Here is a 15918-nt window from a genome sequence, read left to right on the forward strand (position 1 = left end):
TCTCCCCGGCATGGCCGGGAGTGGATGGTCAGGCAGCCCATACCCCGTGGGCGCGGCCGCAGACGTATTGGGTCGATCAACGTGGTCCTGGTCACATTCTGTTCCGCGGGCGGGAGTTGATCCAGTGGGCGCGGCGCCGAGGCCGTAACTCCCTGGAGCAACTGCGCCACAGCGGCCACGCTCGTTGACACTCTGCGTGGGTGAATGGTGGGCTCTCTGTCACCACTCGGGGCCTGTGACGACTCGATGAGCGGTAAGTGGAACGCAGTTGACCGACGAGGAGAAAGCCCGTGCAGCTCGGCCGCAGGGGGCGCGGAAAGAGAGCGGCTGCCATCGCGTGCGCCGTCGTCGCGGGTGCGCTGGGAGCGGGCGCGCCGGGCGTTGCGGCGATTCCTCCGCCGCGGGACGCTACGGCGGGTTCGTCGCTGCCGGACGCTGCGACGGTCCCACAGCCTCGGGAGGCTGCGACGGTTTCCCCACGGCCGGATGTGCCGTCCGCAGCCTCGGCCGAGGACCGCGGGCGGGAGAGGGCAACGTCTACTCCGGCGGAGAAGGCTTCTCCGGCGGATAAGGCTCTCCCGTCTGTCCGGCCCCGCCCCCAGTCGATGCGCGCCGGCGGCGCGGCGGCCACGATCACCGACGACGTCGCCCTGGCCGCGCCCAGCGGCACGGATCCGTACGCGATGCGGGCTGTGCGCGCCCTGCTGCGCAAGGCGGGCGCCCGGCGCATCACGGAGGTTCGGGACGGTGCGGTGCTCCCCGCCGGGCGCGGGCTGGTGATCCGCGCGGGCGAGGAGCCGGCCCGCGCGAGCGCCGGGCCGGGCGCCGCCCGCCCGCGCGGGGGTTCCGGGGAAGTCGGGGGCACCCTCCGGGCCCTGGGTGCCGCCGAGCGCGGCGATCTGCCGGCCGGTGGGTACCGGCTGGCCGTGGGGCGCGTCGGCGGTCGTGACACCGTCGCGGTCTCGGGGGCCGGCGAGGGCGGCCTGTTCCACGCGGTGCAGACGCTGCGCCAGCTGGTGACCGGGCGCCGCATCGCCGGTGCGGTCGTGCGCGACTGGCCCGGCACCGCCGTACGCGGCATGACCGAGGGCTTCTACGGCACGCCCTGGACCACCCGGCAGCGGCTGGCCCAGCTGGACTTCATGGGGCGGACCAAGCAGAACCGGTATCTCTACGCACCCGGCGACGACCCGTACCGCCAGACGCGCTGGCGCGAGGCGTACCCGCACGCGCAGCGCGCCGCCTTCCGCGTGCTCGCCGAGCGGGCCCGCCGCAACCATGTGACGCTCGCCTGGGCCGTGGCGCCGGGCCAGGCGATGTGCCTGTCGTCGGACAGCGACCTGGGCGCCCTGATCCGCAAGCTGGACGCCATGTGGGCGCTGGGGGTACGCGCCTTCCAGCTCCAGTTCCAGGACGTCAGCTACAGCGAGTGGCACTGCGAACAGGACGCCGCCGCCTTCGGCTCCGGGCCCCGAGCGGCCGCGAAGGCGCACGCGCGCGTGGCGAACGCGATGGCCCGGCACCTCGCGGAGGGCCACCCGCGCTCCGTCCCGCTGTCGCTGATGCCGACCGAGTACTACCAGGACGGGCGGACCGCCTACCGCACGGCGCTGTCGGGCGCCCTCGACGAAGGTGTCGAGGTGGCCTGGACGGGCGTAGGCGTCGTACCCAGGACCATCACAGGGCCCGAACTCACCTCGGCGCGGCGGGCGTTCGGCTCCCGGCATCCGCTCGTCACGATGGACAACTACCCGGTCAACGACTACGCGCAGGACCGCATCTTCCTCGGCCCCTACACCGGTCGCGAACCGGCCGTGGCCACCGGCTCCGCGGCACTTCTCGCCAACGCGATGGCACAGCCCGCGGCCTCCCGCCTGCCGCTGTTCACTGTCGCCGACTACGCCTGGAACCCGCGGAACTACCGGCCGCAGGAGTCCTGGCTGGCCGCGATCGACGACCTCGCCGGCGGCGACGAGAAGACCCGCGAGGCGGTACGCGCGCTGGCCCGGAACAACGCCTCGTCCGTACTCGGCGCCGACGAGTCCACGTATCTGAGGCCGCTCATCGAGGAGTTCTGGCAGGCCCGTACGGTGCAGGACGACGCGCGGAACGAGGCGGCGGCGCGGCGGCTGCGGGCGGCGTTCTCGGTGATGCGGCAGGCCCCGCGGCACCTGTCCGGCACTGCGCTGAACCGCGAAGTGCGGCCCTGGATCGAGCAGTTGGCGCGCTACGGGGCGGCCGGCGAGACGGCCGTCGACATGCTGCGGGCGCAGGCGCGCGGCGACGGCGCGGCGGCCTGGCACGGCGCGCGGGGGCTCGGGCGGCTGAGCGGCGGACAGGAGCTCGCGCGGCTGGGCGGCGGACAGGAGCTCGGGCAGCTTGGCGGCGAGCCGGAGGTCGGGCCGGGGCTGGGCGACGAACCAGGGCTCGGCCGACTGCAGGGCGGGGTGGCCGCGGACCGGGTGACGGTCGGCGGGGGCGTAATCGCCCCGTTCCTGAGGCGCGCCGGGGAGGAGTACGCCAGGTGGTCGGGGCTCGGCCAGGAGCCGGCCGCGACGGAGGACGCCGTGCACGACACCGAGGACGCCAAGGACCCCACGCAGGACTCGGAGGACGCCGAGCGGGACTCGGAGGACGCCGAGCACGACGCGAAGGGGACCGCGCAGGACTCCAGGCAGGACGTGCAGGACGCCGCCGGCAGCCGCACCGTCCGCTTCTCCCGGGTGCGCCCGCTGGCCGCGGTGACCGCGATGACCACCCCCGGCACCCCCGGCACCGTGGAGGCACATATCCCGGACGCGGGCTGGCGCCGCATCGGCGACCTGGCGGACAGCGGCTGGACGGAGCTCTCGCCGAGGGGGCTGCGCGCCGACGCGGTGCGGATCGCCGCACCCGCGGAAAGGGGGGTCGCGCCCGCGAGGCAGCGGGGGCGTGTGGAGCATCTCGTCCCCTGGTTCGCCGACTCCCCCGCCGCCGACGCGAAGCTCACCGACGAGATCGACACGGTGATCGGCGGCGAAACGCAGCGGGTGAGCCTGCGACTGACGCCCCAGCGCCCCGCGGACATCCGGGGGAAGATCACCGTACGGGCACCGCAGGGCGTCGTCGTGCGGGCTCCGCGGGAGACGACACTGCCGCGTGGCACAGCGGTGACCGTGCCGCTGCACGTCACCGTCCCGGACGGCACGCCTTCCGGGACGTACAGGATCCAGGTCACGTTCGGGGACGCGACGCGCACCCTCACCGTGCGTGCCTGCCCGCGCACCGGCGGGCCGGACCTCGCGCAGGGCGCCACCGCGCGCTCGTCGGGCGACGAGACCGAGGAATTCCCGGCGTCGGCTGCGATCGACGGGGACCCGCAAACGCGCTGGTCATCGCCCTCCGAAGACGACGCGTGGTGGCAGCTGGAGCTGGCGCGACCGGTTCGCCTGGGCGCGCTGGTCCTGAACTGGCAGGACGCCTACGCCTCGGCGTACCGCATCCAGGTCTCGTCGGACGGCAGGACCTGGCGCACCGCGGCGACCGTGCGGCACGGCCGTGGCGGCCGCGAGACGGTTCGCATGGACGCACCGGCCACCCGCTTCGTCCGCGTACAGGGCGACAAGCGGGCGACGCGCTTCGGCTACTCGCTGTGGTCGGTGGAGGCATACGCCGTGCGACCGTAGCCGGCCCCGTGCGGGCGTAGCCGCCCGTTCAGGTCTATCCGCCGGCTACAGGCGCGGCCATGTCGAGGCGCGGCCTGTCGAGGCGCACGCCGTGGCGGACATGACCGCCACGGCGCCCGTACCTCACACGGAAGCCGGAAGGGACGACAAAGGCCCGGATCCGTCAGGCAGAGATGCCGTCGATCCGGGCCATCGCGTCCTCCGCGCCGTACGGCTGCAAGTACGGCAGCCAGCGCGGGTCCCTATGGCCGGTCCCGATGATGCGCCACGCGAGTCCCGTGGGCGGGGCGGGCTGGTGTCGCAGCCGCCAGCCGAGCTCCCGCAGGTGCCGGTCGGCCTTGACGTGGTTGCAGCGGCGGCAGGACGCCACCACGTTGTCCCAGACGTGCTTGCCTCCACGGCTGCGCGGGATGACGTGGTCGACGCTGGTTGCGACGCCACCGCAGTACATGCACCGGCCGCCGTCGCGGGCGAAGAGCGCCCGCCGGGTCAGAGGAACGGGCCCCCTGTAGGGGACCCGGACGAACCGCTTGAGCCGGACCACGCTGGGTGCGGGGACAGTGACGGTCGCGCTGTGCATGAAGGCGCCGGACTCCTCGAGGCAGATGGCCTTGTTCTCGAGGACGAGGACGAGCGCGCGGCGGAGCGGTACGACGCCGAGTGGCTCGTACGACGCGTTGAGGACCAGGACGTGCGGCACGGATGCCTCCTTGTACGCCGGCGGCGCGTGGCTCGCGCCGGGACGATCTGTTGTCAGTCTGACCTCATGCCTGGTCGAAGCGCCACCATGTCCGGGTAACGGGATGAGGGAGTTTTCCCCGCACCCCCTGCTCCAGGTGCCGCTCGAACCCGTCGGCCTGTGGTTCGGCCAGCGATTCCGGGGACGGTCCCGCGGAAGTGTGCGGTCGGCCACACTCCTTCCGGGCGGGCGGCCGTGTGCAGTCGGCCACACCGCCAGGGGCGCACGGTCGCCACACCTCCTTCATCCCCTGGTGAGCACAGTCTCTCCCTCGAACATCACAACGATCCACACACGATGCCCCGTTAGTGTGGTGTGTCTGCCCGAGCGGTGCGCACCGTGCGACCGTCGTCCCAGAACGCCCTGCGACCGCTGTCTCCGGACGGCCCGGGCAGGCCGCTACGCCTGGAGGTACCTGCCGTGTTCTTGTCCGTCCTGCCGGCCGCCGGATCCTCGTCGTCGGATCCGAAGAAGGTCACACTCGAGGACGCTCAGGAAAAAGCGACCAACGCCGCGAGCTGGGTCGAGCAGAACTGGTCGACCTGGCTCAGCATCGGCCTTCGCGTCCTGCTGATCCTCGTGATCGCTGCGGTGCTGAGAGTGGTGATCCGGCGTGCGATCACCAAGCTGATCGAGCGCATGAACCGCACCGTGGGGGCCGTGGACGGCACCGCGCTGGGCGGACTGCTGGTCAATGTGGAGCGGCGCCGCCAGCGCTCCCAGGCCATCGGCTCGGTGCTGCGCTCGGTCGCGTCCTTCCTGATCATGGGTACGGCCGCGCTGATGATCCTCGGCATCTTCGAGATCAATCTGGCGCCGCTGCTGGCGTCGGCCGGTGTCGCGGGTGTCGCGATCGGTTTCGGCGCGCGCAACCTGGTCACGGACTTCCTCTCCGGTGTCTTCATGATCCTCGAGGACCAGTACGGCGTCGGGGACACCATCGACGCGGGCGTGGCCTCCGGCGAGGTCATCGAGGTGGGCCTGCGGGTGACGAAGCTGCGCGGCGAGAACGGCGAGATCTGGTACGTCCGCAACGGCGAGGTCAAGCGCATCGGCAACCTCTCGCAGGGCTGGGCCACGGCGGGCATCGACGTGACGGTCCGCCCGACCGAGGACCTGGACCGGGTCAAGACGGTCCTGGCCGAGGTCGGCCAGGACATGGCCAAGGACGAGCCCTGGAACGAGCGGCTCTGGGGCCCCGTGGAGGTCCTCGGCCTCGACAGCGTCATGCTCGACTCGATGGTCGTCCGGGTCTCCGCGAAAACCATGCCGGGCAAGGCCCTGCTCGTCGAGCGCGAACTGCGCTGGCGGATCAAGCGGGCGTTCGACGAGGCGGGCATCCGTATCGTCGGCGGCCTCCCGGCCGAGCCCGAGGGCGAGGGCGCGACGGCCGACCCGACGGCGGGCATGGCGGCCCCATCGGCGTACGCGTCGACGACGTCGCCGCAGTCGGTGGCGGCCTCGCCGATCGCGCCGACGAAGTAGTGGGGCCGGCGCGGCACGCAGGCGCTCTACAAGGAGGCGGTATCCGGGTGTCCCGGGTGCCGCCTCCCGGCGTTGTGGGGCCATGACCTGCCGGAACGGTTCAGCACGCTCGTTCGAGTGACGTCGTGCGACTTTCCGCGTCGTATGCCGACCGGGCGGTCCAAGCTCCCGCTGGGGCACCCAGCCGGGGCGTAGCCTGGCACCAGCGTGACAAGGAGACCCAGCGATGAGCGCCGAACCCCTCATGGAGCCGGTCATGACGCAGGTGGACCCCATCGATCTGCTGATTGCGTTCGAAGAGGCGTCGCCGATCCCGATTCGACCCGAGTACGTCGAGGGGACGGTCATCGTGCCGCCGCAGCCGAACGACAACCACAACGACGGCGCCTTCGAACTGAGCTTCCAGTTTCGCGCAGCCGGAATCCGCCTCGTGGGCATGGGCAACGGCTACCGGGCCGCCCACAAGGACGGCCGCACCATGGCCCTGCTCATCCCGGACTTCTATGTCCGCCGCCGCAGGCCGACCGAACTCGACGAGTCGTACCGCAAGGCCCACAAGGGCTGGTACCCCATCGACATGATCAGTCTGGTCGGCGAGGTCACCTCCACCAACCACGAGACGGACACGGGCCCCAAGCTCCGCACCTACGCGGCCGCCGGCGTTCCCGTCTACGTCCTCGTCCACCGCCGCGACCGCAAGGCCTACTGCTACTCCGACCCGATCTCACCGGCCGACGACTCGACCGAGGCTCACTACGCCACCAAGGTCGAGGTCGACCTGGGACACCCCCTGACGCTGCCCGCCCCGTACCCGACCCTGGACACAGCCCCTTTCCTGGCGGACTGAGGCTCGTTTCGGCCGCTGCCGCCGCATCGACCCAAAGCGCCCAAGCGCCCTACACCGCCGCCACACCGCCCCGCAGGTAACGACTCCGTTTCCTGCGGGGCGGTTTTCTTTTGACGCCTTGACGCCCGATCCGTCCCCGTCCTACCTTCATCGCCAACCGATAGGAAACTTTCCTAACAGTGCTCCGGTCTGGAGATCCATGCATGGACTTCCGGCCACGACCACTGCGAAGCTGGCAGCCGAAAGGCAGGTGGCGACACGTATGGCAGGGACCGGATCCGTATCCACCGGTACGCCGGGCACTCCCCGCGTCCTGCGCGCCATGAACGACCGGGCCGCGCTCGATCTCCTGCTGGAGCACGGGCCGCTGTCGCGGACGAGGATCGGCAAGCTGACCGGTCTGTCGAAGCCGACCGCCTCCCAGCTGCTGGCCCGTCTCGAGGCCGCAGGACTGGTGATCGCCACCGGAACCAGCGAGGGACTGCCGGGGCCCAGCGCACAGCTGTACGCGGTGAATCCCGCCGCCGCCCGGGTCGCCGGGCTCGATGTCACACCCACGGGCATCCGGGCCGCGGTCGCCGACATCACCGGCCGCACCGTCGGCACCTACGAACTGCCGACACCCGGCCGCAGCGCCCAGGGAGCCGTCGAGCGGGTGCTGGAGGCCCTGGACGGGGTCGTCAAGGAGGCCGGCCTACACCGCTCCGACGTTCACCGGCTGGTGATCGGCACACCCGGCGCCTTCGACCCCGCCACCGGCAAACTGCGCTACGCAAAGCCCCTGCCCGGCTGGCACTCCCCCCGGCTGCTCGAGGAGCTGGCCGCCGCGCTCGGCCCCATCCCCTTCGAGGTGGAGAACGACGTCAACCTCGCCGCCGTGGCCGAGCAGCGCATCGGCGAGGCGCGTGGCTGCGAGAACTTCACCCTGCTCTGGGGGGAGAGGGGCTTCGGCGCGGCGGTGGTGATCGGCGGCCGGCTGCACCGGGGCGCCACCGGAGGCGCGGGCGAAGTCGCCTTCCTCCCGCTGACCGGGGCGCCGCTGGTTCGCAACGTCGCCCGCAGCAACGCGGGCGGTTTCGAGGAGCTGGCGGGCCGCCGGGCCATCCTGCGGCTGGCCCGCGACCACGGTCTGACTCCTCCGCCCGGCGGAAGCCTCACGCAGAAGGCCGCGGCGGTGGTCGCGGCAGCGGCACGTACCCCCGAAGCAGGGGAAGCCGTGCTTGCCGAGTACGCCACCCGGCTGGCGACCGGACTCGCCGCGATCGTCGCGGTGGTCGACCCCGAACTGATCGTTCTGGCCGGCGCCGTGATCACCGCCGGAGGGGAGCAGCTGCGCTCCCTGATCCAGTCCGAGCTGGCGGAACTGGCCGTACCCAGACCCGCCATCCGGCTCAGCACGATGCCGGACCATCCCGTGCTGTGCGGAGCCCTGCAGTCCGCCCTCGGGGCCACCCGTGACGAGGTCTTCGACACCACGGATCGCACCCCCTGATCCGCGGGCACGGCCCAGTCCCCCTCACCCCGGCACCCTCAGACGCCCCGTGACCCGGGGCACGCGCACCCTCCCCTCGAACGCCCTTTCCCCCGGACAACCACCGCCGCGCGCACGCCTGTTCACGTAATCAACTCACCTGATCGCCCGCCCGTCCGTGTATCAGCGCACCCTCGCACGGCCCGGTATGCACCACTACATCCCGATACGCTCCCTCTCCTACACCCGTACGGCCCCTACACCCCGCACGCCCAGACACACCTTCCCCTCCCCGATCCGGCCCCTGCTCCCAAGGAGTTCCCCATGCCCAGAATCTCCCGTGTCTGCCTCGCCGGTGCGTTCACCGCGCTGGCCCTGACCGCCACCGCGTGTACCGGTTCCAGCACCTCCGGCGCGACCGACGACGCCGGCAAGCCGTCCACCATCACCTTCTGGCACCCCTGGAGCGCCCCCAACGAGGTCAAGGCGATCGAGGCGAACGTCGCGGCCTTCGAGAAGGCGCACCCCAACATCAAGGTCAAGGTCGTCGGCAACGTCGACGCCGACAAGGTGAACCAGGCGCTGCGCGCCGGCGGGGCCAACGCCCCCGATGTGGTGGCATCCCCCGAGACCAGCAACGTCGGCAAGTTCTGTTCGTCCGGTGTCTTCGCCGATCTCGACCCCTTCCTGGAGAAGTCGAAGATCGACACCGCCAAGACGTTCCCCAAGCCCATGCTGGACTACACCCAGTTCGAGGGGACGCGTTGCGCACTGCCCCTGCTCGGCGACGCGTACGGCCTCTACTACAACAAGACGGCGTTCGAGAAGGCCGGCATCACGTCCCCGCCCAAGACCCTGTCCGAGTTCAAGGCCGACGCGATCAAGCTGACCAAGACCAAGGGCGACAGCTATTCCCAGCTCGGCTGGATGCCGAACTTCCACGGCTACGAGGTCACCGTGCCGCACCTGGCGGCGCAGTGGAGCCCCACGTACTTCGACGCCTCCGGCAAGTCGAACGTCGCCAAGGACCCCGCATTCAAGGAGCTGCTGACCTGGCAGTCGGACATGGTGAAGGCGCTCGGCGGCTACAAGAAGCTGGAGAAGTACCGCTCCACCTTCGGTGACGAGTGGTCAGCGCAGAACCCGCTGCACACCGGCCAGATCGCCATGAACATCGACGGCGAGTGGCGCGGCGGCATGATGGAGGACGCGGGCGTGGACTTCGAGTGGGGCGTCGCGCCGTTCCCCGTGCCGGACGACCAGGCGGACACCTACGGCAAGGGCTTCCTCACCGGCACGGTGATCGGGCTCGCCAGCACCAGCAGCAAGCAGAACGCGGCCTGGGAACTGGTGAAGTACATGACCACCGACACCGACGCGGTCGTCTCCTTCGCCAACGCCATCAACAACATCCCCTCGACCTTCGAGGCGCTGAAGTCCCCCAAGCTCGAGGACGACCAGACGATGCAGGCCTTCGTGAAGATCGCCGAGAACCCGAACAGCAACACCACACCCGCCGCGATCAACGGCAGCGCCTACCAGGACACCCTGCAGAACTTCGCCTACGACTACGAGTCGGGCAAGGAGAAGGACCTGGACGCCGGGCTGGAGAAGACGGCCGAGCAGATCGACACCGACATCGCCCAGGCGAAGTAGGCACGTAGCCCCATGACGATCCTTCACGGCCACTCGGCGGCGCTTCGCTCGAAGCGCCGCCGGGAGGGGATGCGTACGCTGGCGTTCCTCTCCCCGTGGCTCATCGGCTTCAGCGTCTTCTTCGTCTATCCGCTCGTCTCCACCGTCTACTTCTCGCTGATGAAGTACGACGGCTTCCGGCCGCCCACCTGGAACGGCCTCACCAACTGGACGTACGTCTTCACGCAGTACCCCTTCTTCTGGGCCGCGATGCGCAACACCCTGTGGCTCGTCGTGATCATGGTGGCGTGCCGGGTGGCCTTCGGCCTGGGCATCGGACTGCTCATCACCAAGATCAAGACGGGTGCGGGTCTGTTCCGTACGGCCTTCTACCTCCCCTACCTCGCCCCGCCCGTGGCGGCGACCCTGGCCTTCGCCTTTCTGCTCAACCCCGGTACAGGACCGGTCAACCAGGTGCTCGGCGACCTCGGCCTGCCGCAGCCCGGCTGGTTCAACGACCCGTCCTGGTCCAAGCCGGCGCTGACCCTGCTCGCCCTGTGGGGCATCGGCGACCTCATGGTCATCTTCATGGCGGCACTCCTGGACGTACCCAAGGAGCAGTACGAGGCCGCGGAACTCGACGGCGCGGGGCCCTGGAAGCGGTTCCGCTACGTCACGCTGCCGAACATCTCCCCCATCGTGATGTTCGCCGTGGTCACCGGGGTCATCCAGACCATGCAGTACTACACGCAGCCGCTCATCGCCGGTAAGACGGCCAGTGGCGTCATCGGCGCCGGCGCCGGCCAGATCTACGAGCCCGGCTATCCGGGCAAGTCGACGCTGACCCTCCCCCAGCTCGTCTACAACCTGGGCTTCCAGCGCTTCGACACCGGCTCGGCCTGTGTCGTCGCGCTCGTCCTCTTCGCCCTGTCCATGGCGTTCACCGCGCTGCTGATGCGCCGCCGCGGCGGCCTGATCACGGTGGAGGACTGATCCCCCATGACCAACACCGTCACCGCACCGCCCTCCGTGTCCACCACGCGCGGCCCGGCCGACGCGGCCGGCCGCGGATCCGCGGCCCGTACCGCCCGCCGCAAGGCGCTGCTGCACTGGATCGCCGTGCACTCCCTCGGCATCGCCGCCGCGCTGTTCTTCGTGATGCCGTTCGTCTTCATCCTCCTCACCTCGGTGATGGACGACCGGCAGGCACTGACCAGCGCCCTGTGGCCGAGGTCCTGGAACTGGGACAACTACGCACAGGTCTGGAGCGCCCCCGGCTTCCTCACCTGGTGGCGCAACACCCTGCTGTACGCGGGCCTGGGCACGCTCCTCACCGTGGTGTCCAGCCTCCCGGTGGCCTACGCCCTGGCCAAGTTCCGCTTCCGGGGCCGCCGGATCGCGATGATGCTGGTCATCTCCGCGATGATGCTGCCGCCACAGGTCATCATCGTTCCGATGTATCTGTTCTGGGCCAAGCAGATGCATCTGACCGGCACGCTGTGGCCGCTGATCATCCCGATGGCGTTCGGCGACGCCTTCAGCATCTTCCTGCTGCGCCAGTTCCTGCTGACCATCCCCGACGAGTACCTCGACGCGGCCAAGGTCGACGGCTGCGGCGAACTGCGCACCCTGCTGCGCGTCGTGGTGCCGCTGGCCAAGCCAGGCCTCGCCGCCGTCGCCCTCTTCCAGTTCTTCTACTGCTGGAACGACTACTTCGGCCCGCAGATCTACGCCAGCGACAATCCCGCCGCCTGGACGCTCAGTTACGGCCTCGAGTCGTTCAAGGACAACCACCACACCAACTGGAACCTCACGATGGCCGCGACGCTGCTCGTCATGGCACCGGTCATCGCCGTCTTCTTCTTCGCCCAGAAGGCGTTCATCGAAGGCGTGACACTGACAGGAGTCAAAGGGTGAAGCTGGCAGTAGTCGGCGGCGGATCGACGTACACACCGGAACTGATCGACGGTTTCGCCCGGTTGCGGGACACCCTGCCCATCGAGGAGCTCGTGCTCGTCGACCCGGCCGCCGACCGCCTCGAGCTGGTCGGCGGGCTGGCCCGCAGGATCTTCGCCAAGCAGGGGCACGACGGGGCCATCGTCACCACGTCCGACCTGGACGCGGGTGTCGACGGCGCCGACGCGGTGCTGCTCCAGCTACGCGTCGGCGGACAGGCCGCCCGAGAGCAGGACGAGACATGGCCGCTGGAGTGCGGCTGCGTCGGCCAGGAGACGACGGGCGCGGGCGGTCTCGCCAAGGCGCTGCGCACGGTCCCCGTGGTCCTGGACATCGCCGAACGCGTGCGGCGCGCCAACCCGGACGCCTGGATCATCGACTTCACCAACCCGGTGGGGATCGTGACGCGGGCACTCCTCCAGGCCGGTCACAAGGCGGTCGGTCTGTGCAATGTGGCGATCGGTTTCCAGCGGAAGTTCGCCAGGATGCTGAACGTCGCTCCCGGCAATGTGCATCTGGACCATGTGGGCCTCAACCACCTCACCTGGGAAACCGGTGTGCGGCTCGGGGGCCCCGAGGGCGAGAACGTCCTGCCGTGGCTGCTCGCCGAGCACGGCGGCGCCATCGCGGCGGACCTGCGCCTGCCGCGGCAGATCATCGACCGCCTCGGCGTCGTCCCCTCGTACTACCTGCGCTACTTCTACGCGCACGACGAGGTCGTACGAGAGCTCCGTACGAAGCCGTCGCGGGCGGCCGAAGTGGCCGCCATGGAGAAGCAGCTGCTGGAGATGTACGGCGACCCGGCACTCGACGAGAAGCCGGAGCTGCTCGCCAAGCGCGGGGGCGCCTTCTACTCGGAGGCGGCCGTCGACCTGGCCGCTTCGCTGCTCGGCGGAGGAGGCAGCCCGTACCAGGTGGTGAACACGTACAACAACGGGACGCTGCCGTTCATCCCCGACGACGCGGTGATCGAGGTGCAGGCCGCCGTGGGGTCCAAGGGCGCCACACCCCTCGCGGTGCCCCGGCTCGACCCGCTGTACGCCGGTCTGATCGCGAACGTGACGGCATACGAGGACCTGGCGCTCCAGGCCGCGCTGCACGGCGGGCGCGACCGTGTGGTCAGGGCCCTGCTCGCCCACCCCCTGGTCGGCCAGTACGAGTACGCCGAGGCCCTCACCGACCAGCTGGTCGCGCACAACCGGGAGCACCTCGCGTGGGCATGACCGCACCGGAGTCCGGCGTCGGGACCGCCGGGTCCGTTCTCGCCATCGACGCGGGAAACAGCAAGACCGACGTCGCTGTGGTCGCCGCCGACGGCAGAGTCGTCGGAGCGGCCCGCGGCGGCGGGTTCCGGCCACCGAAGGTCGGCGTCGAGACGGCCGTGGACGTCCTCGCCGACGCGGTCGGCCAGGCGTTCGCGCAGGCCGGGACCGACCGGGTCGGGCATGTCTCGGCCTGCCTGGCCAACGCCGATCTGCCGGTGGAGGAGGAGCAGTTGGCGGCCGCGCTGGGACGGCGCGGCTGGGGCGGGAGCGTCGAGGTGCGCAACGACACCTTCGCGGTCCTGCGGGCCGGCATCGCCGAGCCGCGCGGCGTCGCGGTCGTCTGCGGCGCGGGCATCAACTGCGTGGGCATGCGGCCCGACGGGCGCGTGGCGCGCTTCCCCGCGATCGGCCGTATCTCCGGGGACTGGGGCGGGGGCTGGGGGCTGGCCGAGGAGGCGCTGTGGCATGCGGCACGCGCCGAGGACGGACGGGGCGGCCCAACCGCGCTGGCCCGCACCCTGCCCGGCCACTTCGGGCTCGACTCGATGTACGCGCTGATCGAGGCGCTGCACCTCAAGCACATCGCCGTACCGCGGACGCACGAGCTCACCCCCGTGCTGTTCGCCACCGCGGCGGACGGCGACCCCATGGCGCGCTCGATCGTCGACCGCCTCGCGGACGAGGTCGTGACCTGGGCGACGGTCGCTCTCGAACGGCTCGACCTGCTGGACGAGGAGACACCGGTGCTGCTCGGGGGCAGCGTCCTGGCGGCCCGGCATCGCCAGCTGGACGGCCGCATCCGCGAGCTGCTGGCCGAACGCGCACCGAAAGCGGTGCCCCAGGTCGTCGCCGTACGGCCGGTGCTGGGCGCGGCGTTGCTGGGCCTGGACCATGTGGGCGCACCGGAGGAGGTGCACGCGCGCGTGCGGGCGCATTTCGAGAACGGGGGCTGACAGGCGCGTCGAGGGCGCCTCCGCCGGGGCTTCGGGCTCACCACCCGAAAAGGGAACGCGAATCGCTCGCACCTCCTCCGTAGGGTGATGCGCGCGCAGGCGTGACCACCCCTCGTTTCGCGGCTCAGGATTCCCCCGTTGCTGCCCCCGCATCAACTGCAGCGGTGGGAACCCCCATGCGGCGCCCGGTACCGCGGCGGCTGTCCCGGTGCCGGGGCGGGCGCGGCCGGGAACCGAAGACGTCTCGCTCACGTGTTTCAAGGGAGAGGGGGCGGTGCGGGGAGGCTCCGCTGCGCTGCAATCCGAACAAGATCCAGTCAATGCCTGTGCGGATGTCAGTCCCGGCGGCAATACTTGCCGCCGTGCACTTCTTCCCGCGTGCCCTGCGCACCGGGCGGCAGTGACCGACGAATGACCATGGGGGAGGTCAAGTGACATACCCGCCGAACGGAGGGGCGGCGCCGCCGGGTCCGGCCTTGCCCACCATGCCGGCCATCCCGCCGCAGCCGGGGGCCTCACCGGCGCCGGCCGGCCCGACGGGGCCGCTCGCCGCCGTGCCCGCCCGGCGCACCGCGTGGTCGGAGGGCGTCGACCGGCTGCGCACGGCGGCGACGACCGAGCCCGGCCGTCTGCGGATCATCGGTGCCGTACTGGCCCTGCTGGTCGTGGCGTTCGGCGCGGTCGCCACGTGGGAGATGTCCGAGCGCTCGGCCGCTGCCGACGACGTGCTGAACCGCAGCCAGCCCCTGAGCAGGGACGCGGCCGACATCTACCGCTCCCTCGCCGACGCCAACACCGCGGCGTCCAGCGGCTTTCTGGCGGGCGGCCAGGAACCGGCCGAGGTCATCGACCGGTACGAGAGAGACATCAGGACCGCCTCCGAGAAGCTGGCCACGGCGTCCGCGAACTCCGGATCCGACCCGGCATCGGCGGCCGCCATCGCCAAACTGAACAAGCTCCTCCCGGAGTACACGGGCCTCATCGAGCGGGCTCGCGCCAACAACCGCCAGGGCCTGCCGCTGGGCGGCGCCTATCTGCGGTACGCGAACGACAAGATGCAGACGATGCTGGACGCCGCCGAACAGCTCTACAAAGAGGAAAACGAGCGACTCCGCGCGGACTACGACGACGCGACTCCCTATCCCTGGGCGGCGATAGGCATCGGCGTGCTCGCGCTCGCCGCGCTCGCCTGGGCCCAGCGACGCAACTACCACCGCACGAACCGGGTGTTCAACCATGGCCTGGTCGCCGCGACGACCGCCTCCGCGGTGGTCCTGCTCTGGCTCCTCGTCGGCCACACGGTGGCCAGGGCCGGACTCGACGATTCGTACGACCACGGCGTCCGCTCCCTGAACGTGCTGAACGACGCCCGCATCGCCTCCCTCAAGGCGCGGGGCAACGAGAATATGACGCTGGTCAGCCGGGGCGCGGAGACCCGCGAGGTGGGCGATGTGCCCATGGACAAGTTCGACCTCGATTACCAGAGCCAGATGGAGCAGCTCGGCGGCGCCGAGGGCAGCACGGGTCTGCTGGGTACGGCGGCCTCGCTGGCCGACGACGCGGCGGGCAGGGAGCCCGTGACCGAGGCGATCGAGAACGTGAAGGACTGGAAGAACCGGCATAAGAAGGCGCGTGGCGAGGACGACTCCGGCAACTACGAGGGCGCGCTGAAGAAGGTGATCGGGGCCAAGGACCAAGACCCGACGGACGAGTCCTTCGAGAATGTCGACGACGCGCTGGAGAACGCGCTCGAGCACGAGCAGCAGGAGTTCAAGCTGGCGGCGCAGGACGGGCGGAATGCCATGACCGGCCTTCCCGTGGGCGCCGCGGTGCTCGCCGTCCTGGGCGCGGCGGCTGCCGTGCTCGGCATCGGACGCAGGCTTTCGGAGTACCGGTGAATGG

The 15918-nt window shown here is 70.8% G+C and carries 11 protein-coding genes; 10 read left to right on the forward strand and 1 reads right to left on the reverse strand.

Annotated features, from left to right (window positions below; translation table 11 throughout):
* Positions 1 to 290 precede the first annotated feature (290 nt).
* A complete protein-coding gene (locus tag ACSMXV_RS15935) occupies positions 291 to 3665 on the forward strand; it encodes a beta-N-acetylglucosaminidase domain-containing protein (RefSeq protein WP_473178259.1) in 3375 nt (1124 codons plus the stop codon).
* A 163-nt stretch (positions 3666 to 3828) separates the two neighbouring features.
* On the opposite strand, the gene ACSMXV_RS15940 is transcribed toward ACSMXV_RS15935, so the two are convergent.
* Complete coding sequence (locus ACSMXV_RS15940) at positions 3829 to 4365, reverse strand: HNH endonuclease (protein ID WP_067273458.1); 537 nt, start codon at positions 4363 to 4365, stop codon at positions 3829 to 3831.
* A 459-nt stretch (positions 4366 to 4824) separates the two neighbouring features.
* Here ACSMXV_RS15940 and ACSMXV_RS15945 point away from each other — a divergent pair, with 459 nt between their 5' ends.
* From ACSMXV_RS15945 to ACSMXV_RS15985, 9 genes are all read left to right on the forward strand, one after another.
* The gene (locus ACSMXV_RS15945) at positions 4825 to 5889 is read left to right on the forward strand and encodes a mechanosensitive ion channel family protein (protein ID WP_473178260.1); all 1065 of its coding nucleotides are present in this window, start codon (positions 4825 to 4827) and stop codon (positions 5887 to 5889) included.
* 226 nt (positions 5890 to 6115) lie between these two features.
* Positions 6116 to 6736: a Uma2 family endonuclease gene (locus tag ACSMXV_RS15950; protein WP_473178261.1), complete on the forward strand. Its 621-nt coding sequence runs from the start codon at positions 6116 to 6118 to the stop codon at positions 6734 to 6736.
* 262 nt (positions 6737 to 6998) lie between these two features.
* The gene (locus ACSMXV_RS15955; RefSeq protein WP_473178262.1) at positions 6999 to 8228 is read left to right on the forward strand and encodes an ROK family transcriptional regulator; all 1230 of its coding nucleotides are present in this window, start codon (positions 6999 to 7001) and stop codon (positions 8226 to 8228) included.
* A 303-nt stretch (positions 8229 to 8531) separates the two neighbouring features.
* Complete coding sequence (locus ACSMXV_RS15960) at positions 8532 to 9863, forward strand: ABC transporter substrate-binding protein (RefSeq protein ID WP_473178263.1); 1332 nt, start codon at positions 8532 to 8534, stop codon at positions 9861 to 9863.
* A gap of 12 nt (positions 9864 to 9875) precedes the next feature.
* Entirely contained in the window at positions 9876 to 10835 is a 960-nt protein-coding gene (locus ACSMXV_RS15965) for a carbohydrate ABC transporter permease (protein WP_473178264.1), read from the forward strand.
* A gap of 6 nt (positions 10836 to 10841) precedes the next feature.
* Positions 10842 to 11759, forward strand: a complete 918-nt coding sequence (locus ACSMXV_RS15970) for a carbohydrate ABC transporter permease (RefSeq protein ID WP_473178265.1) — start codon at positions 10842 to 10844, stop codon at positions 11757 to 11759.
* Positions 11756 to 13021, forward strand: coding sequence for a 6-phospho-beta-glucosidase (locus ACSMXV_RS15975; protein ID WP_473178266.1), 1266 nt, complete (start codon positions 11756 to 11758; stop codon positions 13019 to 13021). The genes ACSMXV_RS15970 and ACSMXV_RS15975 overlap by 4 nt, the downstream gene beginning before the upstream one ends.
* Positions 13018 to 14016, forward strand: a complete 999-nt coding sequence (locus tag ACSMXV_RS15980) for an N-acetylglucosamine kinase (RefSeq protein WP_473178267.1) — start codon at positions 13018 to 13020, stop codon at positions 14014 to 14016. The genes ACSMXV_RS15975 and ACSMXV_RS15980 overlap by 4 nt, the downstream gene beginning before the upstream one ends.
* A 485-nt stretch (positions 14017 to 14501) precedes the next feature.
* A complete protein-coding gene (locus tag ACSMXV_RS15985) occupies positions 14502 to 15914 on the forward strand; it encodes a hypothetical protein (RefSeq protein WP_473178961.1) in 1413 nt (470 codons plus the stop codon).
* The last annotated feature ends 4 nt before the right edge of the window (positions 15915 to 15918 follow it).

It is taken from the genome of Streptomyces sp. DSM 42067, from assembly GCF_055792885.1.

Coding starts and splice junctions, on each gene's coding strand:
- ACSMXV_RS15965 (WP_473178264.1), top strand. CDS start 9,876: ATGACGATCCTTCACGGCCACTCGGCGGCGCTTCGCTCGAAGCGCCGC.
- ACSMXV_RS15955 (WP_473178262.1), top strand. CDS start 6,999: ATGGCAGGGACCGGATCCGTATCCACCGGTACGCCGGGCACTCCCCGC.
- ACSMXV_RS15980 (WP_473178267.1), top strand. CDS start 13,018: ATGACCGCACCGGAGTCCGGCGTCGGGACCGCCGGGTCCGTTCTCGCC.
- ACSMXV_RS15985 (WP_473178961.1), top strand. CDS start 14,502: ATGCCGGCCATCCCGCCGCAGCCGGGGGCCTCACCGGCGCCGGCCGGC.
- ACSMXV_RS15950 (WP_473178261.1), top strand. CDS start 6,116: ATGAGCGCCGAACCCCTCATGGAGCCGGTCATGACGCAGGTGGACCCC.
- ACSMXV_RS15970 (WP_473178265.1), top strand. CDS start 10,842: ATGACCAACACCGTCACCGCACCGCCCTCCGTGTCCACCACGCGCGGC.
- ACSMXV_RS15960 (WP_473178263.1), top strand. CDS start 8,532: ATGCCCAGAATCTCCCGTGTCTGCCTCGCCGGTGCGTTCACCGCGCTG.